Source organism: Ruegeria sp. BC6, assembly GCF_056539185.1.
On record NZ_JBQFUM010000004.1, the window covers coordinates 65,896 to 90,737 of the forward strand.

Annotated in this window: 18 protein-coding genes and 1 tRNA gene; 14 read left to right on the top strand and 5 right to left on the bottom strand. The window is 59.4% G+C overall.

Going from position 1 to position 24,842, the window contains the following annotated elements; genetic code table 11:
- Positions 1-157: 157 nt before the first annotated feature.
- Positions 158-679 (top strand): winged helix DNA-binding protein, encoded by a 522-nt coding sequence (locus ACR0MM_RS13030; protein WP_093963275.1) that lies wholly within the window; start codon positions 158-160, stop codon positions 677-679.
- Positions 680-723: 44 nt separating this feature from the next.
- On the opposite strand, the gene ACR0MM_RS13035 is transcribed toward ACR0MM_RS13030, so the two are convergent.
- Positions 724-808, bottom strand: a tRNA-Leu gene (locus ACR0MM_RS13035).
- Between the two features lie 738 nt (positions 809-1,546).
- On the opposite strand from ACR0MM_RS13035, the gene ACR0MM_RS13040 reads away from it, so the two are divergent.
- The 12 genes from ACR0MM_RS13040 (at position 1,547) to ACR0MM_RS13095 (ending at position 17,432) form a co-directional block, all read left to right on the top strand.
- The gene (locus ACR0MM_RS13040; RefSeq protein WP_480696573.1) at positions 1,547-1,975 is read left to right on the top strand and encodes a hypothetical protein; all 429 of its coding nucleotides are present in this window, start codon (positions 1,547-1,549) and stop codon (positions 1,973-1,975) included.
- A gap of 2 nt (positions 1,976-1,977) precedes the next feature.
- Positions 1,978-3,990: a dynamin family protein gene (locus tag ACR0MM_RS13045; protein WP_480696575.1), complete on the top strand. Its 2,013-nt coding sequence runs from the start codon at positions 1,978-1,980 to the stop codon at positions 3,988-3,990.
- Between the two features lie 7 nt (positions 3,991-3,997).
- Entirely contained in the window at positions 3,998-5,716 is a 1,719-nt protein-coding gene (locus tag ACR0MM_RS13050) for a dynamin family protein (protein ID WP_480696577.1), read from the top strand.
- Positions 5,717-5,842: 126 nt separating this feature from the next.
- The gene (locus ACR0MM_RS13055) at positions 5,843-6,244 is read left to right on the top strand and encodes a hypothetical protein (RefSeq protein WP_480696579.1); all 402 of its coding nucleotides are present in this window, start codon (positions 5,843-5,845) and stop codon (positions 6,242-6,244) included.
- Positions 6,245-6,270: 26 nt separating this feature from the next.
- A complete protein-coding gene (locus ACR0MM_RS13060; RefSeq protein ID WP_480696581.1) occupies positions 6,271-7,125 on the top strand; it encodes a hypothetical protein in 855 nt (284 codons plus the stop codon).
- A gap of 71 nt (positions 7,126-7,196) precedes the next feature.
- The gene (locus ACR0MM_RS13065; RefSeq protein WP_480696583.1) at positions 7,197-9,239 is read left to right on the top strand and encodes a dynamin family protein; all 2,043 of its coding nucleotides are present in this window, start codon (positions 7,197-7,199) and stop codon (positions 9,237-9,239) included.
- Positions 9,236-10,519, top strand: coding sequence for a dynamin family protein (locus tag ACR0MM_RS13070; protein WP_480696585.1), 1,284 nt, complete (start codon positions 9,236-9,238; stop codon positions 10,517-10,519). Before ACR0MM_RS13065 ends, ACR0MM_RS13070 begins: the two co-directional genes overlap by 4 nt.
- Before the next feature lie 340 nt (positions 10,520-10,859).
- Complete coding sequence (locus ACR0MM_RS13075; protein WP_480696587.1) at positions 10,860-13,001, top strand: serine/threonine-protein kinase; 2,142 nt, start codon at positions 10,860-10,862, stop codon at positions 12,999-13,001.
- A 207-nt stretch (positions 13,002-13,208) separates the two neighbouring features.
- Positions 13,209-14,216, top strand: coding sequence for an FHA domain-containing protein (locus tag ACR0MM_RS13080; RefSeq protein WP_480696589.1), 1,008 nt, complete (start codon positions 13,209-13,211; stop codon positions 14,214-14,216).
- 3 nt (positions 14,217-14,219) lie between these two features.
- A complete protein-coding gene (locus ACR0MM_RS13085) occupies positions 14,220-15,005 on the top strand; it encodes a PP2C family protein-serine/threonine phosphatase (RefSeq protein WP_480696591.1) in 786 nt (261 codons plus the stop codon).
- 22 nt (positions 15,006-15,027) lie between these two features.
- Positions 15,028-16,278: a type 2 periplasmic-binding domain-containing protein gene (locus ACR0MM_RS13090; RefSeq protein ID WP_480696593.1), complete on the top strand. Its 1,251-nt coding sequence runs from the start codon at positions 15,028-15,030 to the stop codon at positions 16,276-16,278.
- Positions 16,279-16,322: 44 nt separating this feature from the next.
- Positions 16,323-17,432 (top strand): transporter substrate-binding domain-containing protein, encoded by a 1,110-nt coding sequence (locus tag ACR0MM_RS13095; protein ID WP_170341645.1) that lies wholly within the window; start codon positions 16,323-16,325, stop codon positions 17,430-17,432.
- 50 nt (positions 17,433-17,482) lie between these two features.
- On the opposite strand, the gene ACR0MM_RS13100 is transcribed toward ACR0MM_RS13095, so the two are convergent.
- Both ACR0MM_RS13100 and ACR0MM_RS13105 read right to left on the bottom strand, forming a co-directional pair.
- Positions 17,483-18,346 (bottom strand): polysaccharide deacetylase family protein, encoded by an 864-nt coding sequence (locus ACR0MM_RS13100; protein ID WP_480696595.1) that lies wholly within the window; start codon positions 18,344-18,346, stop codon positions 17,483-17,485.
- Complete coding sequence (locus tag ACR0MM_RS13105; protein WP_480696597.1) at positions 18,343-20,118, bottom strand: carbamoyltransferase family protein; 1,776 nt, start codon at positions 20,116-20,118, stop codon at positions 18,343-18,345. Before ACR0MM_RS13105 ends, ACR0MM_RS13100 begins: the two co-directional genes overlap by 4 nt.
- A gap of 476 nt (positions 20,119-20,594) precedes the next feature.
- On the opposite strand from ACR0MM_RS13105, the gene ACR0MM_RS13110 reads away from it, so the two are divergent.
- Positions 20,595-22,172, top strand: coding sequence for a carbamoyltransferase C-terminal domain-containing protein (locus tag ACR0MM_RS13110; protein WP_480696599.1), 1,578 nt, complete (start codon positions 20,595-20,597; stop codon positions 22,170-22,172).
- Between the two features lie 12 nt (positions 22,173-22,184).
- On the opposite strand, the gene ACR0MM_RS13115 is transcribed toward ACR0MM_RS13110, so the two are convergent.
- Both ACR0MM_RS13115 and ACR0MM_RS13120 read right to left on the bottom strand, forming a co-directional pair.
- Positions 22,185-23,345 (bottom strand): glycosyltransferase, encoded by a 1,161-nt coding sequence (locus ACR0MM_RS13115; protein WP_480696601.1) that lies wholly within the window; start codon positions 23,343-23,345, stop codon positions 22,185-22,187.
- A gap of 64 nt (positions 23,346-23,409) precedes the next feature.
- Positions 23,410-24,726: a lipopolysaccharide biosynthesis protein gene (locus tag ACR0MM_RS13120; protein WP_480696603.1), complete on the bottom strand. Its 1,317-nt coding sequence runs from the start codon at positions 24,724-24,726 to the stop codon at positions 23,410-23,412.
- Positions 24,727-24,842 lie beyond the last annotated feature (116 nt).

Below are 24,842 nucleotides of genomic sequence, written 5' to 3' on the forward strand. Positions count from 1 at the left end.
GCGCAGAAGCTGACTCAACGTTTACGATTTGTCAACGTTTTGTTATCGTTTTGACCAAAACGCTGAAAACTGCAAAGGTCAACACGTTGAAAACACACGCGCTTCATGCCAAAACACTGATAATTTCTCAGCGTTTTGCAGATCAAAAGGCCGCAATATGACCGATTCTTCCCCCGACACACGCCGCATCGTTTCCTCTCGCCACTTGGCCGAGGGCGAAGGCTGGGAACTTTCCGAACTCGAATTCGGCCTGATCATTGTCTATAATGCGTTCTCACGCTGGATGACCCGTTGCATGGCCGCAGCCGGGCAGGCCGATCTGGGACCGCTCGACATCCTGATCCTGCACAACGTCAACCACCGCGGACGCGACAAGCGCCTGACCGACATCTGCTTTCTTCTGAACATCGAGGACAGCCACACCGTGAACTACGCCCTGCGGAAACTGCTGAAGGCTGGGCTTCTGACGTCGGAAAAGCGTGGGAAAGAGGTGTTCTACCGCACCTCGCCCGAGGGAGTGGAGCTATGCGACGCCTACCGGAAAGTTCGCCAGCAATGCCTGCTGGAAGGGCTGTCAGCCACCGACCTGTCGGGCCCGGATCTGAGGGACCTGGCCCGCGATCTGCGGGCCCTGTCCGGCCACTATGACCAGGCCAGCCGCGCGGCGGCGTCTTTGTAGCGCCTTAGCATCCGCCCACGCAGCATGATCGGTAAGAAATAAAATGGTGCGGGTGGAGGGACTTGAACCCCCACGCCTTGCGGCGCCAGAACCTAAATCTGGTGCGTCTACCAATTTCGCCACACCCGCAACACGGCGCCGACGCGCCGAATGGAAGGGCTGATAACAAACCTTTTGGACAAGCGCGAGAGGAAATCTTGCCGTCTGCGGCGGAATATTGACCCTCGTTCGGAAACAATGGAAATGACCTAGGCGAGGGGAAGATCGACCCGCGCAACGGCGCCAGAATGTTTGGCATCCGGCTTCCCGGTTTATTTTTATCGCCAAATGGATTTCTTGACGCGGAAACCCGTCGTTTTCGGAGCGAAACAAAGCGCCATAATTGTTCTGTTTTTGGACACATTCCAAAATTTTCAAAAATTGCTAAATTCTCGCTGACGTTGTGGATCACATTGGGACGTCTCGACCACCCTTATCAACCTCGCACTGAACCAATAGCAATGCGGTCCCTCCGCCTTCTGCCGTGGCGTGAACTCATCCTCTGATCTGGTTTTCCGTTTTTCATTTATTTTACAAAACACTAACCATCAGTCGAATTCATCACGACAAAACAAATCGCACGCCGAAACACACCCCGGTTTCAAACCCGGCGGTCCTGTCTATTTTGATTATTACATCCTGAAGTTGCGGCATTGTCATGCAACGGTCACCATAATTGCGCCACATTTCAAACGCCAAAATATCTCAATCACGTCAAAATAACACCGCGATGAAGGTAATTCTGTCTACCAAGGAGTTAATGAGTCTTTTTCGCCTTTTCGGCACCGTACGAGTTTTTTGCTCAACTCCAGTACAAGGGTCTCAGTCGTGACCGAACAGATCAACTCCGCTGCCACCGAGCAAGACGTCGTCTTTCTTGCAAGAGAAAGCTTTGTCGGCGAGCTCAAAAACCTCAACCAGCAATTCCCGAACACGGGTTTCGGCATTGCCCTGAAGACGCATGAGGGCAACGAATACCTGTTGGCTAATGCGCGAATGCCCCTTCCATCGGCCAAATCCAATGGATTTCCAACCGGACGTCGGGTCGCGCGCCTGGACAATGGCACCCGGTTCAGCTCGATCGAAGTGCTGGCCGATTCGCGGGCCTTCGACACCATCTCGCCTGGAACCGAGGCCGAGATGCTGGGCAACGCTCTCGAACTGATCGCCCGGATCGACAGCTTTTCAGGCATGGCGCCTGCCAGTTTGACGGAATCCGAGCATACCCAAATCGCTGCAACCGGAACCGGAGGCTGAACATGGCCCGCAACGACCACCTTTTGTCCGTAGGAAACGAGGCATTGGCGCCGATGTCGGAAGCCATGTCCGCACTGACGACACAGATCGACCAACTGACAGAGGTGGCGGATGCGCGCTCGACTGCGCGGCTTGCCACGCTCAAGACCCGTATGGAAAACTTCACCGCCAGCGTCACTTTCGTCGGCCAGGTGAAGGCGGGCAAATCTTCGATCGTCAACATTCTGGCCGGTCGGCCTGGTCTGCTGCCGTCGGATGTGAACCCGTGGACCTCGGTTGTGACCACGCTGAACATCAACACCCGCATGCCCGGTGAATACAGATCCAAGTTCACCTTCTTCGAGCAGGAAGAATGGGACAATCTGATGGTAGGCGGTGGCCGTTTGGGCGAACTGGCCAATCGTGCAGGCGCCGATGACGAGATGGAGGACATCCGCCGTCAGATCGCGCAGATGAAGGCCAAGTCCGAGGAACGCCTAGGCAAGCACTTCGACCTGATCCTGGGCCAAAGCCACCAATACGATTACTTCGACGAAGAGCTGATCCAGCGCTATGTCTGCCTGGGTGACGAAGACGATCCGGACATCAACCCGAAAACGGGCCGGTTCGCCGACGTGACCAAAGCCGCGGAATTGTACATGGACATTCCGCAGTACCCGATCGCGCTGAAACTGTGCGACACGCCGGGCGTCAACGACACGTTCATGGTGCGCGAACAGATCACTCTGCGCAGCCTGCGCGGATCGGAAGTCTGCGTCGTGGTCCTGGCGGCAAGCCAGGCGCTGACCACGATGGACATGGCGCTGATGCGGATCATCGCGCAGTTCGAGAACCGGCAGATCGTCCTGTTCGTCAACCGGATCGACGAGCTGACCGACCCGGTCAAGCAAGTCCCCGAAATTCGCGACCGGATTCAGGATACGCTCAAGCAAAACGGAATCGACACAAGCACCAGCGTAGTTTTCGGCAGTGCGCTGTGGGCCGAAGCCGCGCTGACCGGCAACCCCGATATTCTCACCGACGACTCCCGCCAGGCCCTCAACACGTTCTATCTGGCCGCCGGCTTTGGAGATCAGGCCGCGTCGCTGGACAAGATCTGGGCCCTTTCTGGTCTGCCTGACCTGCTGTTGGCCATGAACGAACGTATCGCCCTAGGCGCAGGCACGCGCCTTCTGGACCGTGTCCGTCACCGCGCCCGCAACATCGCAAGTCAGATTCGCGCCACCTCGGTCGCCAAGAGCCTGTCGGGCGGAGACGGCGTTGTTCGCGATCTTGACGGCGTGTCACCCGAAGATGCGATCGCCACCGCCGCAGCCGAATATGACAAGAAAGCTGCTGCACTGACGACATCCCTGCGCGACAAGGTGTTGGAACGTCTGGCTTCGGCCGAGGCAAACTTCGTCAAACGTGCCACGGACTCGTTGATCGCGCATCTCGAGCAGAACGGCGAACAGGGCACCTGGCAATACGACCCGGCCGGGCTTCGCACCCTTCAGAAGGCCGCCTATTTCAGCTTTGCCCGCGCAATGCGCAAGGACGCCGGCGCGCTGTATTCCGCAGCCGCCGCGGATGTCGAGGCCCTGTATCAGAAGCTTCTGGGTAACCACTTGGGCGAATTCAGCATCGAGGCGCCCATTGTGCCGCGCGTACCGCCGCCATTGGGCATTGGCAGAACGATCGCGCTGGACCTTCAAAGCACATGGTGGCGTCGCTGGTGGCAACGCCGGAAAGGGTTTGAAGCCTATGCGGCGGACTACACCCGCCTGATCGCATCAGAAGCCAATTCGATCACCAAGGATCTCGAAGAAACCCAGATCGCAGCCGTTCTGGAAAATGTTCGGGCCGTCCTGTCGGATTTCATGCGCGAGCAGCAGGAAACCCTTCTCAGCATCTCGCAATCTGCCGAAAAGGCACCGGGGACCGCCCCGGACCTGATGGCCGGACTCGAGCCGAAGAAATCTCGTGACGAAATCCTCGGCGACATCCTCAAAGACCTCAGCAACGAAGCAGCGTAAGAAAGCCATGGCAAAAGATTCACAAATCCGCTTCGTCTCTCCTCGGGCATGGGAACGCATCGAGCAGTGGTCCCGCCGCAAACCGGTTTTTGCGCTGATGGGAGAGTTCAGCGCCGGAAAGTCCACGCTCATGAACTTCCTGCTGCGCAAGCAGGCCCTACCGACGCAGGTGACGGCCACCCAGCTGCCGCCGGTTTGGTTCAGTTGGGGCAACAAACCGGCTTACGTTCAGCGCCATGACGGGACCACTTCTCCGATTGGTTTGGACGAATTGGACAAGGTGGGCGTCAACGACGCGCAGTTCATCCGTATTTTTCTTGAAGCGGACATTCTCGAGGCCGTCGACCTGATCGACACGCCCGGCATTTCAGACCCCAAAATTCAGGCCGATGTCTGGCGCCGAGCGGTGGGTCAGGCCAACGGAGTGCTATGGTGCACCCACTCGACGCAAGCCTGGCGCGAGACCGAACGCGCCACGTGGGTTTCGTTGCCTGAACGGCTTCAGCACAACTCGCTTCTGTTGGTCACGCGCGCGGACGCACTGGATCTGAAAGACCGTCAGAAAGTGCTCCGTCGCATCAACCGCGAAGCGGGGCACCTGTTCAATCGGACAATCCTGTTTTCCGCCCGTGACGCGATCATCGCGCGTGACAAAACGGGCGACGCCGAGCTGTGGTCGCGCAGCGGCGGCGGCAAGATGATCGACAGCTTTCTTGAGATCACCGAGCAGATCATGGATAGCCGTGCGGAAAAGCTTGCCCGCTACCAGATCGACAAAAGCCTCACCGGCACGCCCCCGGTTCAACCGGTGCGGCCCGAACGATCCGATCGCCAGACCGCAGCCGAAGAGCCCGCGCCTTTCAAGTTGACCAACCCGCTGGATCAGGGTGATGGATTCGAGGCGGTCCGGAACTCGGACGATGTGATCGCATCCTTCCCGGTTCGACCGGCCCGGGTGGAGCGCCGCGGCGAGTCGACCGAACGCGAGCGGATCAACCCAGATGACGCCGACCGCTTGCGCGCCGAAATGACGCCGGTGCCCGATGACGATTTGCGGGCCTTGTTCCGGGACGAGGATGAGGATCGGCTCAGCGTCGCCGCAACTTCGACTGCGGTGACTCAGCTGGACGACGAAGACTTTGACCAGGTCGATGACGATCCGCTCGATTTCGAGGACGACGAAATGCTGGTCGCAGACGCCGATGACCAGACCAACGATCAGGGTGCCCAGGACGAAGACCTGCTGGCCACGCTGTCAGAACGTTTGGTTGGCGAGTCCCCCGCGCCGGCAGCAGACGAACAGGACGAGACCCCGGCACCCAGTGTCGAAGACTCGGTCTCGTCCATTGCTTCGCTGTTGTCCCAGCAACAGGGTGACGATGCCACGACCTATGAACCTGAGCCGGAATCGAACGGCCTGGTTGCGGCACAAACCTCTGAAGACCAGGAACCCGAAGCGCCTTGTGAGCAGGTCGGCGAAGGCGAAACCTCGCTTGAACACCTTTTGAGCGTGCCGGCAGGAGCTCCGCTTAGCGCGGCGGCGATGTGGCGGGAAATCGCGGCCAGCGAAGATATTCCCCAAGACGTGGACGGGCTGCACGCCGTGTTCCAGGCCTTTCTTGAGGAGTTCGACAAGATCGCTCACGAGCACACCGGGCGCGACGAACAGGACAGGATTCAACCGGTGCCAAATCCGAAAGACAGGGCGGAGTGGCATGTGTTGTAACCGGGCCTCAAGGGACACGCGGGAAACGATAAACCGTTTCCCGTCCCGAACGGCAATGCTACTCAGCGGCGCGACGGTTTCGAACCGCTGCGCCTTTGGGCTTAATAAGGGATAACAGAGCTTTAGATGACGATTGACGCCGCATTGACCACCGCCATGGAGACCATTCCCGACTGCATCGCCGCGGGATATGTCGACATGGAAACGGGCATGCTTCTGGGCATGTCGGCAACCGGGACCGAGGATGACGTAGCTTTGGAAACCCTCGCCGTTGCGGTGGCAAATCTGTTTCAGGGCCGGGGCGTTCAAGCATTCGAAGCGCTGTTGGCCTCGGCCGGACTACAGGATCCGGAGAACCCGGGATTTGGGGAAATCTCGGTGTTTTCGAACGACCGGCTGCACATCTTCATGCGGACCCGGGCCTATCCGGAACACGTGGTCTGCTACATCTGCCGCGACAGCGCGAATATCGGGCTGACGCTTACGAAATCACATCTCAGCCTGGGGCCGGTAGCGGCCGCAGTTTAGACGGGACCAGAGGGGGTCACGGCATGATGGCGACAGACATAATCGACATGCTCGAAAACATCGAGCGGTCTGCGACGCCCCGTTTGTCGCCGGCCGTTCGGTTGACCGGGGACACGGCCGAGGCGCGGCGGGTCAGCATACTGAACCTGATCCAGGGAACGGTTCTTCCAAGACGCTTGGAGTTCAACACCCAGAACGGAACGATCCTGGCGATCGAGGTGAACAGCTCACGGATCACGGATGTTTATTCGGCGAGCACCGGCGCCCTTCCGGATTTCGAAACCGAACCGCGCGAAGCGCTGATCGAAAAGCTGGCGCGGCTCGTGTCCGACCTGGCAGCGATCGCCCCTCCGATCGAAGTGGTGTCTCTGAAACCGGACGGGCCGCTGGAGGCGGATGACGTCGGCATCACTTTCAGCGAGATGCAGAAAGCCTGTGCCGAGCTCGTTCTGCCGTCAGAGCCGCGGGTTTCGGTTGTCCCGGATCCCGTCGAGGACACGAAAGAGCAGGACAGCGCTGAAAGTGCAGAACTCAGTGTAGCCGCGGCTTTCTTCGACGGCGCCGAGCGGTTCGCCATGGGACGTCTGCTGACAAGTGCCGAGGGGGCGACCCACCAGTTCGATGGCGTGTGCGCCGATGGCCAGCCTCTTCACCCTTCGGATGATCTGTTGACCCGGTTCGCACAGGACCTGGCGGGATGGGATGCGGACAATACCGGGCTGCTCGAACAGCCGCAACTGATCGTCATGCGGCCGTCAGGTGGCAAGGGCGCGGGTGTCGCTCTGGTCCGGGATGGTCGCAATACAGCCGCCGCCGTACATGACGCGCGCAAGCTGGGTGCCGTCGTCAACCTGTGGAAATCTCTGCGGGAGTCGGTCTGATGACACCGCTTTCGCGACAGTTGAAGTTAAGTTTTAAGCAAATCTTGGGTACCAGTTTTTAGGGTAGTGTTATGAGTGAAACCAACCGCCGGGAATTGATCCGGATCGCCAGCGAAATGAAAGAGGTGAGCAATGACGAGACCTGTCAGTTCATCTCTCGCATCGTTGACGATCTCAGCGGCCTGAAACCGTCGATTGCATTCGTCGGGCAGATCAAGGCCGGCAAGTCCCGCCTGATCAACGGCTTTACGGGACAGGCAGAATTCCTGCCGTCGGACGTGAACCCGTGGACAACCGTGATCACCGATATGCATTTCGGACATCCCTCCGGGCGCACATCTGGGGCCGAATTCCATTTCTTCGACAACCGCCAATGGCAGGCGCTGATCGCCGAAGGCGAAGAACTGCGCAACATGTTCCCCGACGATGAGGACAGCTATAAGCGCGAGATGATCGAGGAGCAGGTCGAGGCGATGAAGACCCGCGCTCGTCTGCGCCTGGGGGACAGTTTCGCACAGTTGATGGGTCAGCATCACGACCTCGAAGAACTGACGTCGGATGATCTTGCCCGTTATGTCTGTGCCGGGGATGATCCGACCGACGAAGCCGAACATGATCCGGGCTCGGACCGGGGTTTGTACAGCGACATCACCCGCAAGGCCGAGGTATATTTCGATCTGGGCCACTTCCCGTTCCCGCTGACCGTGACCGACACGCCCGGCGTCAATGATCCGCTGTTGATCCGCGAAGAGATCTCGCGCCAGTACCTCAAGGAATCCGACTTTTTCGTCGTGGTTCTGTCCGCGCACCAGGCCCTGTCGCGCGCCGATTTGAAACTGTTCCGGCTGATGCAGGCGCTTGAGCTGGGTCAGATCGTGGTCTTCATCAACCGGGTCGACGAATTGGGCGGCGGTGCGGAAGACGCGGCGAAAGTGCGCGCCGACGTTTTGGACGGGTTGGAAAAGGCGCTGGGGAAGTCCAGCATCGACGTTCTGATGGGCAGCGCTCAGTGGGCGCATTACGCATTGACCGGGGACGAAACCGGCGTCAACCACGATCACATCCTCGCCTGGCTGCGGGCGCATCCCGAACAGATGAAGCAGTACCTTGCCGGCGTCGAAGAGATCAAACGCGGCCCCGGCCCCATCAGCCGCGAGGCGGTTCTGCGGTATGCTGCGATGATCGCCTCGGGCTTGCCCGACCTGCGCCGACATGTCACCACTGCGCTGACTGATGGCCCGCGCAACGAACAACTGCGTATGGCGTGGCAACATCTGAACGGCTTTGCCCAGGGCGAGCTGGAGCGCAGCAAGGCCCGCCTCCGCGCTCTGGAAGAGGATGGCCAACCTTCGGACGACGCGGCTGGCGAGAATGACAAGACCCTCGCCGAGTTGCGCAAGCTGGTATCGGACAAAACCGCAGAAATCACCCGGGACATGGATGATGTTCTGGCAAACCTGCGCGGTGTGATGGATGACACCGTGGCCGAAGCCGTCGTATCGGTTGTGCGCGGTCCCGACGGGCAATCCCCGTTGCTTGCCAAAGGTGGTGCAACCGAACTGAACTTTACGCCGTTGCGCGAACGCATGCGCGAATTGGCACAGGGTGCGACTCAGGTCATTCGCCAGCGGATGCTCAGCGAACTCTATGCCATCGACATGCAGGCCAACGCGTCCCTGCGGTCCCTGCCAGGCTGGCAGGAGCCGACCGACAGCCGTATGAACACCAGTGCCGTGCGCTGGTTCCGTCCGGACACCACCGCTCTGACCCGGGGGATTACGGTCGAGTTGCGTGTGAACTGGTTGTCGCGTCTGATTTCGCGGAAATCCGTCGTCTCTCGCGCCGAGCGCATGATCGTGCAGGAATTCGAAATGATCGGAGATGATCTGATCGATACCGCACGCGAGAACCTGCTGGAGCGCTTGAACACCGCTCTGGACCATTTCCTGGCCCTGCTCGCCGGGCATCTTGAAAACCGCACCGCGACGGGCGAGACGTGTGAGCGCACCCAGGCGCAGGTCGATTTCGACCGCGCACGCCGGATCGTGGACGAATTGCAATCGACCTTTGGTGCTGAACACAGCGACGAACGACAAGCGGAGGCCGCCGAGTGATTGAATTTCCCGGAACCGAGACGGAAGTGCGTCAGCTTGACCGTTTTCTGACCGCAACCGAACGCCTTCCGTCCACGCCCGAGCTGGACGACATGCGCGCGCGGGCACAGTCCCACGCCGAGCGTTTGTCAAACGCGGTCTCAATTGGTTTTGCCGGGGAATTCGGCGCCGGGAAGTCCAGTCTTGCCAACATGCTCGCCGGAGCTGACATCCTGCCCACGGGTCCGCAACATCTGAAATTGCCTTTGGTGATTGTCACCTATGCGGACACGCCTGAAACGACCGTTGGGTGGTGGGATCGCGAGCCAAAGGTTTATTCCGGCATCGCGCTGGAAAAGGCTGCGGCCGACAATCCTGATTTCATTTCGGTGGGACTGAACACCCCTGCCCTGCGCGAAATCTCGTTGTTCGACCTGCCTGGCTCGGGCGCGCTGGACGACACTTACAAACAAACGCTTGATTTGTTGAAATTCGTCGATTGCGCCATCTGGTGCACAAACGGAACCAACGCCTGGCGTGAAACCGAGCGCCATTTGTGGGCACAGGTCCCGCAAAACCTGCGCGACAACAGCTTGCTGGCCGTCACTCACACGGACCTGCCCCCTGTCCGCGACGCCCTCGATCGCGTTCTGTCGCGGTTGGAGAAGGAGAAGTCGGGCATGTTCCGCGCGATCGTACCGATCGGGACACCGATTGCCGTTCGCGCCATGGCGCAAGAGCCGGAACCGGACTTCGCCTTGTGGGAAACCTGCGGCGGCCAGAACCTTGCGGAGAAGGTGCTTGAAATTGCGTCGCATCGCCGCCGAACGGATCTGGAGGCCGCGCGGCAGGACCTTGCCGCTGACTTCCTGCCGTTCTTGGAGACATTGACCGGCGCGGGCGAAGCCGCAGTCTCGGACACCAGAACGGTACAGCCCAGTCTGGAATCTGCGCTGCCGCCGCTGGACAACCCGATCCTCGAAGACTGGCTGGCGGCGATCGCCAGCATTTACGAAGACCTGCGCGACAGTTCGGACATCGAACCGGCCGCCTTCCTGCAAAGCTGTCAGGAAATTGTCGAGGATTTTGCTGAACGGCTGGAAAACGGGTCCGAGATCGATCCCGAAGCCGACTGGATTCCGGGCGAGTTCGAAAAGGCCACCGACCTGCTTCTGCTGCTTCAATTCGAGAGCGGCGAAGGGCCACTCAAGGATGCGATCAGCATACTGGCGCAGCTCAGCGACAACCTAGCGTGGGCCGGCAGCACGGTCGCTTCGGCCCCTCCGAAGACCGGAACCTGAGTCATTCCCGCAAAGATTGAGCCGCGGCGCGGCGAATCGTTAACACTGGGATCATGATTCCATTGTTTCGAATCCGTGGACCATGGGTCGTCTGGCGCCCGGACTGAATCCTTTTTGTTCGCCGGGTGACACTACATATATGTACTATATCAGCTTTTTTATCAATATATTGATCTGCGCCCGAAACCGTTCTCAGTGAAGCCACGAGGCGGCCCCATTAAAGTCAAATTTGAAACGTCTAACCGTTCTCAAGTGTCCTGCGGTTGTGTTGGTTGTGTGTTCGCGGGCTGATTGCCCGGTTATTTTGGCCGCAAGTTTTTGGAATGATGGGCGGGAAGAAATGAACCACAACCAGGCTGTCGGTGCATCGCACGACGAACCTCAAATTCAAGGTCTGCAACCGGGCGCGAAACTGCTGCGCGGCCAGTACGAAATTCTTCGCTTCCTCAGCAATGGCGGGTTCGGCATCACGTATTTGGCGCGTGACAGCCTGGAACGCGATGTGGTCATCAAGGAATGCTATCCGGGTGCCTTGTGCCGCCGCAACGGTGACCTGGTCGAACCCAATGATCCGGCCTTCAAGGACGACCTGCGCGCGATCATCGACCTGTTCATTCAGGAAGCCCGCAACCATGCTCGCCTGGTCCACCCCAATATCGTCGACGTGCACCAGGTCTTCGAAGACAACGATACTGCGTATATCGCGATGGACCTGATCCGCGGATGCGATCTGCTGGATTACATCGAGGACCCCAAGACCGAAACCGGCCCGGACTTTATCGTCCAAGTCACCGAAAAGATGCTGTCCGCGGTGTCGTTCATCCACCAAAGCGGGATGCTGCATCGGGACATTTCGCCCGACAACATCCTGATCGACGAAAACGGCGAACCGATCCTGATCGATTTCGGCGCCGCGCGCGAGCAGGCTGCCAACCAATCGGCGGCCCTGTTGACGCTTCGGGTGATCAAGGATGGGTACTCGCCGCACGAGTTCTACGTGCGCGGCTCGGAGCAGGGTCCCAGCAGCGACTTGTATGTGTTGGCGGCAACGCTCTACCACGCGATCAGCGGCGAGCGCCCGATCGACGGCCAATCGCGCTTGAATGCATTCAACAACGGACAGAAAGATCCCTATCAGCCGCTCACCGGCCGCTTCCAGGGTTACCCCGATGGCTTCCTTGAGGCGATCGACAAGGCCATGGAGGTCCACGCGACCGACCGCCTTCAATCCGCACTGGACTGGTTGCGGATGTTCCGCGGCCCCGGTGTCGAATTCGACAGCTTTGCCTATCGCCCCGTTTCGGTAATCGTGGCCTTGGACCGCAAGGACGAAGAGGCCGAAAAGGCCCGCATCAAAGCCGAAAGCGAAAACGCCGAAGCGGTTGTAACAGCCCTGCTTGCCGGTAATTCCGATCTAGCTCTTGGGCATGGCGAAAAGAACGACGACGGTCCGGCAAGTTTTGCCCAGAAGGACGAGCCCGCAGCGGCAGTGGATACGGTCGTCCAAAAAGGATCGGGCGGCAACGGCAAGTTGATCGCGGGTGTCGCCGCAATCGCGATTCTGGCCGCTGGTGGATTCTTCGTGATGTCCGGCGGCTCGACCGAGACGAACCCGGAACCGATCCAGACCGCGACGCCCACCGAAACGGCCGAACCTGCCGAAACGCAGACGGCTGAACCAGTGATCGCACCCGAAACGACCAAGGCAGAAGAAACCGCAGCAGCAACCGAAACAGAACAGCAGGTGGCAGAAGACCAGCCTGTCGAGCAGACCGCAGCGGCTGTCACACCGCCGGCGGTGGAAACACAGGAAGAAGCGGCTCAGCCCGAAGAACCTGTCGAAGTGGCGGCGGTTGCACCGAGCGCTCCGGTCAATCTGGCCGAGACCCAAGTCAGCTATGCCCATTGGGATGTCAAAATCCCGTTCTCGACTTCGCAGCGGCGCGCCTCGACCGGAAACATCATCGCCATCACTGGTGTGGATGCCGACCAGGACATGTCCACGATCGGTGAATGGGTGCAGCGAGGCGCGGCGATCTATACCCTGAACGGCAACCCTGTGCGCGCCGGAACGACGCTTGCCGCACAGGTTCTGGACAACCTCCAGGTTGACCCTGACGGCTATATCCGTGTCGCGGCGCGGTATCGCCCCATCGGACAGACCCGCGCGCAGAACGGTCTGCTGGCCCTGCCCGCAATCCGCGAGTTCGGGCTGGCCAACGGTTACTCGTTCGAAGCCCGCGGCGCTGATTTGCCCGAATGGCAGACGGTTGTTGCCGGAGCACCGGCCGCAACGGCAGGTGGCCTGCAGACCGGCGACATTCTTGTCCGCGAGACTGTCTCGGGAACTGAGATGATTGCTGCCGACAGTCTGGATACCGCGCTGAACGCGTTGGTTTCCGAAAACAAGCCCGAAGCACGGTTGGTTGTGCTTCGAAACGGGGCGGAAACAACCGCCGTGATGCCTTTGGCACGGGAGTGATCAGGCCGGTACGTATGTGATCCGCCAGTTTGTGTTTGCTGAGGAGGATGCCGCGTTTTGGCCCTCCTGGTGGGGACCGGCCCGCCGCGGAAGATAAGAGTGTTTCAGGTTTCCAACTTCATAAGTGCCGCTGCGCCATGCGCAGAGGTTCGTAGCAGCCCCACGGGTCACCTAAGCCCGTGCAAGTAGTCAAAAGGTGTCGACACCATGTTCAAATACAAAAGCCCACTCAGCCGGCTTCTCGAGGGTGCCGGCAAAACCAAAGAAGCCGAAGGGTCGGAACCCGAAGTCGAAACGACCGACAAGGCCGAGCCGATTGCGGACTTCAATGCACTGCGCCAGGCTCTGGCTGGTGGAAACCTGAGCACGGACAGCTACGAGGAAACCGACGAGCTGATTCCGGAAGAGAAGATGCCCGATTTCGCCGAGACCGAACCGACGGTGGAAGAGGCAACAGAAAGCGAAGAAACAGCCGAAGTCGCGCCTGAAGCGCCGGAAGAAGCCGAACAGGTCGTGACGCTGCACGTTGCGGCAACCGAAGAAGAAGAGACCATCCAGTCGGTCATGGCCGAAACTGCCGAACCCGATCTGGAGGAAGTCCAAGAGGAAGTGGCCTCGGCGCCGACGCCGTTCGAGCTGCCGGAACCCATTGCAATCGAAACTGCCCCGGACGAAGCAGCGGTAGATGCCGAACCTGTGGCCACCGAGCCCGAAGAACCCGAAGCCGCTCCGGAAGCAACCGACGCGCCGGCCTCGGATCGTCGGTCGCGCGTCAAGACCACCTTCCTCGGGTTCGAGCGCCCTGACACACATGTGCAGGAACTGATCGAAACCGCCGAGCCGGTGGCCAAAACCGAGACCGCAGGCGCGACATTCCCGGTCGGTTGGCTGGCAGTGACCAGTGGCCCCGGCCGGGGGTCCAGCATAACACTGACCGAAGGGCTGATGCAGATTGGCCGCAACGATGACCAAGCTATCCAATTGGATTTTGGCGACACCGGGATTTCACGGTCGAACCACGCCGTGATTGCCTATGATCCCGAAGACCGCAAATGCTATCTGGGCCATGGCGGCAAGGCAAACCTTGTGCGCCTGAACGGCAAACCCGTCCTCAGCACCGTGCCGCTGTCCAGCGGCGACCTGATCCGCATCAGCGAAACGTCGCTGCGGTTCGTGGCCTTCTGTGACGAAAACTTCGACTGGCGGGACGCATAACGGATGCTGGCTACTCCGGCATATGACATTGCACTAATCCTGGATCAGGGTCAGCGCGACACGCAGGAAGACGCGGTTGCCTCGCGGGTCTTTGACGCCGCCAACGCCGGTTATGTCGTGGTGGCAGACGGAATGGGTGGTCATGCCGCGGGCGAAGTGGCCTCGGATCTGGTGGTCAAGTCCTGGTGCGAAGTGCTCGACGCAGTTCTGGAGACTCCGGAATTGACGGAGAATACGCTGCTGGATGCGCTGCCCATGGCCGCAATGCAGGGCAACGCGGCCGTGGCGGGGTACGGCGACGACCAGCAACAAGGCTTCAACATGGGCTCGACCCTGCTGGGAGTTCTGCTGCTGGGCAACAAAGTGTTCTGGATCTCGATCGGCGACAGCCCATTGTACCTGTTCCGCAACGGCGTTCTGTCCCAGATCAACGAAGATCATTCGATGGCACCGGTCATCGACGCACAGGTAACCCGAGGGGAGCTGTCCGAAGCCGAAGCGCAGTCCCATCCCGACCGCAACCAGCTGACCTCGGTCATCATGGGCGCGGCGATCCCCAAGGTCGACTGCCCCGAAGACGCACTGGAACTGACGACCGATGACATCCTCATCCTCGGCAGTGACGGGCTGCAGTATCTGGGCAACCACGACATCCAGTCCATCCTTCAGGACAACGCTTCGGCCCTCTCCCAGGACATCGCCGACAGCCTCCTCAAGGCACTGATCGCCAAGGGTGATCCGGATCAGGACAACATTTCAATCGCCGTCATCAAAACGGCCCGACAATAACAAAAGCAAAGCAACAGGACCCATGAGAACACACCTGATCATATCCAGCATTGCCCTGGCGGCAGCAACGGGGGCAGCCTCGGCGCAAGAGGCATGCTCGACCTACGAGATCCAGCGCGGCGACAGCCTGCGTGAACTGGCCATCAAGGTCTATGCGACCGAAGACTATCGCATCATCTACGACGCCAACCGCGACACGATCGGGTCCAACCCCAACATCATCCGCGTCGGCGACGTTCTGACCTTCCCCTGCCTCGAGGATGTCGGCCGCGCCGCGCCTGAACCGGAAACCGAGGCCGAGCGCATGGCCGCCGAGATGGCAGCCGAACTGGTCAAGGCCGCGGAAGAACGTGCCGCTAAGGCCATTGCCGAGGCCGAAGCCCGCGTTGCGGAGGCCCAGCAGGCCAGCGACAAGGCTGTCATCGGAGCCAAGGCAGCCGCGAAGAAGGAAATCGAGGCCGCCCGCGCAGAAGGTGCCGCCTTGATCCGCAACGCCGGTGACGGCACCCGCCCCGAGATCCGCGACCGGCAGTTGCTGCTGATCACCGGGGGCAACTACGCGCCGTTTACGGACGAAGCCCTGCCCAATCGCGGTCTGTACACGAACCTAGTCGAAACCGCGATGCTGCGGGCGGCGCCGGAACAGGCCTACAAGATCCAGTTCGTGAACGACTGGTCGTCGCATCTGGACCTGCTGATGCCCACCCTGGCCTTCGATGCCACGTTCCCTTGGTCGCGCCCGAATTGCGAAGAAGCCGAGGCACTTTCGGAGAGCGACCGGAACCGGTGCGAGACCTACAACTTCTCGAACCCGTTCTACGAAGTGGTCGACACGTTCTTCGCCAAGGATGGTTCAGGCTACGAAACCTCGCTCAGCTACGCGGAATTCGTCGGCACCACGATCTGCCGCCCCGAGGGCTGGTCAACCTCGCACATGGACGCTGTAGGTCTTTATGAGCCTGCGATCACCATCTTGCGCCCCGTCGATCCGGACGAGTGTTTCCACGCAGTCATGGACGGGCGGGCTGACCTGGTCGCCATCGAAGCGCATCTGGCCGTCGAGGCCATCGGTCGGCTGGGCTATGAACACAAGATCATCGAAAACCCCAACCTGGCGGCGATCAAGTCGCTCAACGTCATGACCCACAAGGACAATCCGGATGGGGAAGCGATCCTCGAGACGCTCAATCAGGGTCTGGCGATCATGCAGCAATCGGGCGAATGGCGCGACATCGTCTCGACCGCCCTGCGGTACCAAATGGAAAACGGATAAGGGCCGGAAAGGTCTGACAAAACAAAAGTCTGGAGGAAGTGGACATGTTTGAAATCAATCTGAAGAAACTGGTGGCAGCAGCCACCGCAGTAACCGCCCTCAGCGCCGGCGCCGCCGCCGCTCAGGAGGCCTGTACCAACTATACGGTTCAGGACGGTGACACGATGGCAACCATCGCCATCGCGGCCTACGGCACATCGAACTACCAGCCGATCTTCAACGCAAACCGTAACGTCATCACCAACCCGAACTCGCTTGAGCCGGGCATCGTTCTGGCCCTGCCCTGTGAAGACGGCAGCCTGCCGAATGGCCGCAGCGCGCAGGAAATCATCGCCGCGGAAGAACAGCGCGCTGCAAGCGTGAAACGCTCGAGCGTCTATGAGCCGCCGATCAAACTGGTCACCGGTAACGGCTGGGCGCCCTTCGCAGATGAATCGCTGAATGGCGGTGGCATCATCCCGCGTCTGGCAACCACCTCGTTGCAGCGGGGCGGCAACGCCCGCGACTATTCGGTCAGCTTTGTTGACGACTGGAATTCGCACCTGGAAACCCTGCTGCCGCTGGGCGCGTTCGACGTGTCGATGGCATGGAACATGCCGGACTGCACCAACCGCAGCTACGAATGGTCCTGGGAAACCGAGGTGCGCTGCACGCAGTTCGACTCGTCGGTCCCAGTCTATGACATCGTGGTCGGTTTCTACACCCTGCCCGAAAGCCAGTTTGCCAACGCGACCACCTTTGACGAGCTGAAAGGGTCGACCATCTGCCGCATGGACGGCTGGTTCATCCACGATCTGGAACAGCAAGGTCTGATCAATGGCGACACCATCACCTTGATGCAGCCGATCACCGCGCGGGAATGTCTGGATGCCGTGCTGACCGGCACTGCAGATGTTGCAACCTTCGAGGTCCAGCTGTTCTCGGACACCATGGTTGAAATGGGCCTGAACCAGAACGACCTGATCGAGAACCCCTTCGTGACCTCGCTGTCGTCGCTGCGTTTCATCGCGCACCGTTCGAACCCGTTCGGCAAGCAGTACCTGGCCATGCTGAACAAGGGCCTGAACGAAATGCGTGAATCCGGCGAATGGTACGCGATCGTTTCGGACTCGCTGCGCGAGCACAACGACAAGCTGATGGCCGCGTCGAACTGATCCCTCGGTTCCGCGAATGACTGGGGCTGGTCGACTGACCGGCCCCTTTTTTATTCTCCGCTCAACTGATCCAGCCGACCCGCAAGGCCGCCTGCGGGGATCAAACCCTCGACCTTGCGCAAAAGTCGCGCGCCGCCAAAGTTCAGCCACTGAGACTGCCGCAACGCCCAGTAAGCGGCTTTGGCAGTTCCCAAGGCCACGAGTTGGTCCCGTGAAACCATGAATGACCGAGGTTCCACGATCTCGTAGGGATGCAGATAAACTTGCGGCGGTATGCCGGCCTGTTCAGACCGTTCGATCAATGTCCTCGCCAGACCCGAAGTCATGAACTTCAGATAGCTGCCTCCCAGACGCACCATCGGCCCCCTGCCCGCCAATGGCGTCATGAACAACGGCAAGATCCGGAGCGTGGTCAGCCCCATTTCCTGCGAAAACCGATCACATTCCTGCTCCGAGGCGAAGAATGATGAACAGTCGTAGTCGAAATGACGTTCAATCAGGCGGTACTGTTCAGGCGTTGCGCGGTTCAATCGAAAGCGCGGGGCGCGAAACCCTCGAACAGGGGTGTTCCCGGCCTCTTCCAAAGCTTGCCGCGCCTGACCCAGCATACGGTCTATGGTCCCCGCAGACTGCAGGTCCATGCTGTCATGAAAATAGTAGTGGCAAGCAACCTCGTGGCCCCGCCTTGCGATTTCGGCCACCAGATCAGGCGCATCGCGTGCTACGATTCCCGTGCAGAAGAACGTTGCGGGGCCACCGGTAGATCCGCCATGTGAGCGAAGGAAGCCATCAATGGTTTCAAAGCTTTGCCACAGCTCCTCAACTCTGAGGGGGCCGGTTTCCCAGACCCCCAGAAGGCGTTTCAGATCATGCGCAAAGTCTTCGAAATCGACGCTGAGAAACAGTCGGGTCACGCGACAGCTTGGGCCCGGGCGCTGTCATCCTTCAGCGCTTCGCGCAGTACGACGTAGTCACCGATCACCAACGCATCCACTCCCGATGCCGCAAATGTCGCGCAAGCATCCAGAGGCGAATAGACGATGGGCTCCTGGATATTGAACGAGGTGTTCAACAACACGGGCACTCCGGTCTTTTCGCCGAACCGCGTCAACAAGGCGTGGTACAGCGGGTTCGCCGACTGCGACACCGTATGTACGCGCGCCGTCTGGTCAGTATGGGTGATCGCCGGAATGTCTGCCGCCCGATCGTCACGCACACGAGCAACGATGTTCATGTAGGGGCTGGTCTGATCGATCTCGAAAAAGGTCGAGGCCGCCTCCTCTGCAACGCTGGGCGCAAAGGGCCGGAAATGCTCGCGTTTCTTGATCTTGACGTTCAGATCGTCGCGAATGCTGTCCTTGCGTGGGTCTGCAAGGAAGGATCGGGCACCCAGAGCACGCGGGCCAAACTCTGCCCGCCCCTGGAACCAAGCGATGATCTTGCCCTCGGCCAGCAAGTCGGACACACGGTCCAGGAACTGATCAACAGGCAGGGCCTGCTGCGGTTCCGCACAATACTGGTCCAGGGCAGCGGTGATGTCGGCATCTGCCCAATCGGCACCCTGATATGGGCTGCGGACCGAGGGCAGATCGACTTGCTCGCTCGGAATGCAGGCCAGCGCTGCGCCAACTGCACAACCAGCATCATGTGGGGCCGGCGGAATGATGACCTCGTCAAACGTGCCGTCCGCGATCAGCGTTCCATTCGCCGTGACATTCAGCGCGCAGCCGCCGGAAATTACCAATTTGCGCAGGTCCGGATTGGCTTTGCGGACCGGCTCCAGAATATGGTGCAGGGCTGCCTCGAACGCGGCTTGCACGGAGGCCGCCAGGTCCACGTGGCGTTCGTTCGGCGCGGTGCCAGGCTCGCGCCGGGTGCCGAACAGTTCTTCCATACGTAGATGGAACTCGCCGCGCAGGGCTGAGTGATAGTCGCACAGCGCGGTGTTCACGCGGTAACCGCCGTCATCGTCCAGGATAAGAATTTCGCGCAGGATGGCGTCGCGATAGATGGGTTTGCCATACGGCGCCAAGCCCATCATCTTGTATTCACCTTCGAGCATCTTGAAGCCAAGAAAACCGGTGAAGGTCGAGTAGAAATGACCCAGCGAGTTTGGCCAGCGATGATCCGCCAGACCTTCCCGCTTGCCGTTCCGCACAACTGACACGATGGTCGAGCTTTCCTCGCCGCCACCGTCATAGGACAGGGAAACGAAGCTGTCCCAGTCACGCATCGCTTCGGCGTACAATTGATGGGTCAGATGGTGGTTGATGTAGTGCAACTTGAAATCGGCCGGACCATGCTCGGCCGTCAGGATCTTGCGGATGCGGAACAGGTCCATCCAGCCGCTGTCCTGTGACTCGTCCGACGAGGCATCTGACACGAATAGTGCCCCGATCCGCGCCGTCACGCTTTTGGCGGCCGAGGGTCGCTGCAAAATCTTGCGCATCGTGCCCATACCTCGGCCGACCATACGCCAAGGCTGCCAATAGACCGCAACCTCGTCGATGTCCGAGAACTTCAGCCCGGCAATGCGCAGAACTTCGGCGATCGCCTGATGGGGAAATGCCCCGTCATTCTTGACCCGCGTCAGCCGCTCTTCTTCGATTGCGGCAACCAGCTTGCCGTCCTTGAACAGCGCGGCAGCGCTGTTGCTCATTGTAGCCAAACCCAAAATTACTGACATAACCTAAAACACCCTTGGCCAAAAAACTTGCCTGATAACGCGGCCACGTTAACGGTCAGAGGCTGGTAGGTGCAACCCGGATGAAGGTGCCGCTCGATCAAATTTCAGCCTTTCTCGGCCAACCGGAAGCCATGCAAGTGTGATTCACCGGACTTGTCAGCCTGTTGCAGCGGTCTGGTGCCGGGCACTGCGCAGGGTACGCAACACCCACCCAGTGAACAATCGCGCCAAAAGTGCTCTTTCGTTCACGAATAGCCACTGCGTTAAGCCCGACGGCAGCCGGTTGCGAACTTGGGTTCCCCCAAACGCAGAGGTTCTGCTAGGCTTAATCGTGGCATTTGTTTTGGTATTCGTGGAATGGATTTGCGGTTAATTCGATCCGTCAGCGCCCCGGCATTTTTGACCCGACGGACTGTCACATCTGTTTGCGAGGCACCTGGTCTTTGGACCGTGACTTGTCGAGGGAAGGACTATTCATGAAAATCCTGTCTTTCAAATCCGGACATGACGGCACAGTTGCGGGTGTCGACAGCACCGACGGGCGTCTGCTGTTTTCCTACGAGGCGGAAAAGAACAGTTTCCCCAGGTATACGCCGGTTACGCCTGACACGTTCATTGATGCGGGTTTATGGTTCAAGGATTTGCCGGATGTTCTGGCCCTCAGCGGGTGGTCAAGCAACGGGGCCGACCACGTTACAACTTCGGGGGCCGGATACTTCGGCATCGGCGCGGGGTCTGAAACAGTTGGCAAACGAACCTTTTTTGGCAAGTCGGTCGATTATTACTCTTCAACTCACGAACGGGCGCATATCTGGTGCAGCTATGCCATGTCCCCCTTTCGTCAGGGCGAGCCCTGTTATGTGCTTCTGTGGGAAGGCGCATTGGGAGATTTCTACGAGATCGACAGCGACCTGACCATTCATCACCGAGGGCAGGTGATGACGGCCCCGGGCACACGCTTTGCGTTTCTCAATGCCCTCGCCGACCCCGACTTTCCGGTCACAGGCAACTCACCCCGGCCACAGGATCCCGGCCGCCTGATGGCAGCCTGCGCATTTGGCGAAGACGGTCCACCAGATGCGGATGAGACGGAACTGATCAACCGGTTGCTGTCCTCGGACCTGGGCGGCGACGCACTTCGCAAAAGCGATTTTGTGACTTCACCCTTCTTCAACATTGGAACGGACAGCCAAGAGCTGAAGAACATGGCCACCAAGCTGTCCAAAGCGATATTCCAGAAGTTTCGCGACTATGCGGAACAGAACCTGCCTGAAAAGCATCCGCTGCTGATCGCCGGCGGGTGTGGCCTGAATGGACACTGGATTACCGCGTGGAAGCAAAGCGGGCTCTTCCGTGAGGTCTTCGTTCCGCCGACGACCGGCGACTCGGGATGTGCTATCGGAACCGCCGTGGACGCGATGCGCCACTATACCGGCCAAGCCAAACTGGAATGGTCGGTCTATTCCGGCCAGTCCTTCTGCGACGACCGCATCAACACGCAGGGCATGACCGCAACCGAACTGAACCTGAACACGATCGCCAAAGACCTGCTGGACGGAAAGATCATTGGCTGGACCCGCGGCAATTGCGAGATTGGGCCGCGCGCTTTGGGAAACCGGTCGATCCTGGCCGCGCCGTTTTCCCCGGAGACACGTACGCGACTGAACCGGATCAAGGGACGGGCCAGCAACAGTCCAGTGGCGCCGTCTTGCCTGGAAGAGGATGCTGCACTGCACTTCGACATCAGCGCGCCCTCGCCCTACATGATGGACTTTTACCGCGTTACCAATCCGGACCTGGCCGCAGTAACCCATGTCGACGGTTCGGCCCGGGTACAGACAGTCAACCGCAACCAGAACCCCTATTTTTACGACCTTCTGGCCGCGTTCAAGGCGGTGTCGGGGGTGGGCGTGCTTTGCAACACTTCGCTCAATTTCAAGAACTCCGGCTTCATTAATACAACCCGGGATCTGGCACATTATGCCCGCCAGGTCGGGTTGGATGGATTCGTCGCGGGCAATACTTATTACACATTCGACAACCCGCGTTGTTGACCGAACAAGCTATCAAGCGAGCAACCGATCATAGATCTCGCAAACCCCGTTCACATGAATATCCAAGCCGAAATTTGCACGGGCATAGTTCTTTGACGCTTGTGAAATCTTCTCGAACAACACTCTGTCCCGATGCAACTTGCGCACAGGTTCCACGAATGCCTGAGGGTCGTCAGGGTCGACCAGCACACCGGTTTCCCAGTCCGTAATCGCTTCGATGTTGCCGCCGTGACGGGTCGCGATGACCGGAGTTCCCAAATACATCGCTTCGATCAACGTACGGCCAAACGGTTCGTCCAGAGCGGTCACCAGATTGGCATCCATTGCGGCCATGTACCCATCGATCGGCTGACGGAACCCCATCATATGGATATGCTCGCTGATCCCCGCCTCTTCTGCGATGCGAAGGCAGGCCTGGCGCAACGGTTCGTCCCGCTCGGCCGCGCTGCCGAACAGAAGACCATGCACCGGAGTGTCAGGCATTGCATTTTGCACAGCCGCGATGACCCTTACAAAATGGTCGGGACGCTTGCGCGTGACGAAGTTTCCGAAATACCCGAGAAGCAGCGCGTCCTCGGGCAATCCCATCTCGGCGATTACGGCTGCTCCGGCTTCGGACCTATCCGGTGGGTCAGGGTTGAAATCAAATGGGCTGCGGATCACGGTGAACTTCTTGTCGACCGACCGCACCGGGTTGCTAGGCTTCGAAAAATGCGAAACGCTGATGATGTGGTCGGAAAATAGCGGCGCCAGCTTGTTGATCCCGAACGCGGTCGGATCCTGCCGGTGGTGCCAGATGTGTTTCCTGCCCGCCAGACGGGCCGGCAGCACCCAGTTGGCATGCATCCGACCTTCGTTTGTGTGAACGATGTCGGCATCGATGCGCTTTAGGACACTTGCCAGCCTCCATGCGCTGGAAGTCAGGTATCGCCCCGGACCACAATCGCGCGGATAGCTGAGCCCGCCCGGAGACATCAGGCTGGGATCGTGCAGGATTTCGACGTCCAATCCCAGCGATCGGGCATACTCCGCCGCCGGGCCGGCCTCGTAGTGGACCAGGATATGGGGCACATATTTCGACCGGTCCAACGCCGCCGCAAGTTTCAAGGCTGACACGTGACTGCCGCCAATTACAGTGTCACCTTCGAAGGGAAATAGAATACGTCTTGGCATGGATGGTCTCAAAATACTCGTGACTCAAGGGATTTAGGGACAGGGTCGGAAGATCACCAACCCATCATGTTTCGTGTTTTCTGGCCAGATAAGACCGAATGGCAAATATGCAGCCCACCGTCCAGATCACATTGAACAACAAATGGGCCAGGGCAATACCCTCGATCCCCATCCAATACAGCAACGGCAGAAATGAGGCAGTAAAGATCACCGTCGCAACAATCGTCGTGCGCACAAGCGCGCTGTCCAGCCCCATGCTCAGCAAGGCGGGGTTCAACACCAAGCCCCCCAGATACACGATCGCGGCATACATCAAGATCGTCATGACGGGCGCGGCGCCACGGAACTCTGGCCCGAACAGCAGAACGGCCAACTCTGGCATCTTCAGCGCCAACGGAATGGAGACCAGGATCGACACCCCGCAAACCGAGAGCGACACCAGCCGCACAAGACGCCAGAACCGGCCGAAATCGCCGACGGCCCATAGGCGGGTCATCTCGGGGTACAGGACTTGCCTGACGGGGCCGCCAATCCGAACAACATTGGCCATGATGCGCTTGCCCACCTGATAGAACCCCACCGATGTCACGTCCAGCAAGGCGCCGACGACAAGAATGTCCAGCCGCTGAGTCGATTGCCGCAGGATCACGTTGAAATTCGAGTTCCAAAGGAACCGCAGATACCCGGGGTTATGGGCAAAAGCCCGCCGCAGCGGCTGGGACAAAAACCTGTGCAAGTTGCGTTTTTTCAGTTCGGCCAGAGCCAGAAAGAACGCAACCAGCCCGGTCAGGATCTGATGCATCAGCAACAAAGCCACAAATGCCCAGATCCCCAAGTCCAGCAAAAAGGCGATAATGACTCCGACAAGCCGAAGGCCGGCAATTACCATGTCCGAGATCGCCAGCACGTCGAACCGGTCGAAAATTCGAAGAACTCCAATGCCGGTTGGTCGAAGCGATAGAAACAACCCATATGCAACAAGCGTGATATAGGACGCGCCTTCAGGTTCAGACAGCCCGATGAGCGGAGCAAGCTTTGGCGCCAGCATTATCGCCACCGAACCCGCCAGCAACCCGCCAAGGCAATCGGTCACCACAGACATCTTGATCAATTGTCGGAATCTGTTCGGATCCTCTTCGATCAGAGCCTCGCTGCCGTACTTGATGGTTGCCTGCCATGGCTCGAGCCGGAACAACCTGTCCATCACTTGAATGTACGCGTCCACCAGCGCCAGAATCCCGACCGCAGCCGGCCCGATTGCGCGAGCCGTAAAGATGAGGCTGGCCAAACCGAACAGACCGACCAAGATCTGCGACAAGAACATCCATGACATGTTCTTGGCCAGCCGCTTCAGCAGCGGCTTCGAGCTTGGCTCACTCATCGGTTCACGCGAAACCACGCGGCGCTATCCACGCGGTGTTCAGGAAGCGGGTCATCAATTCACCCATGCACTCGGTACAATTCAATACGTTTCCAAAATTTGTGGCGGGTTAAGTC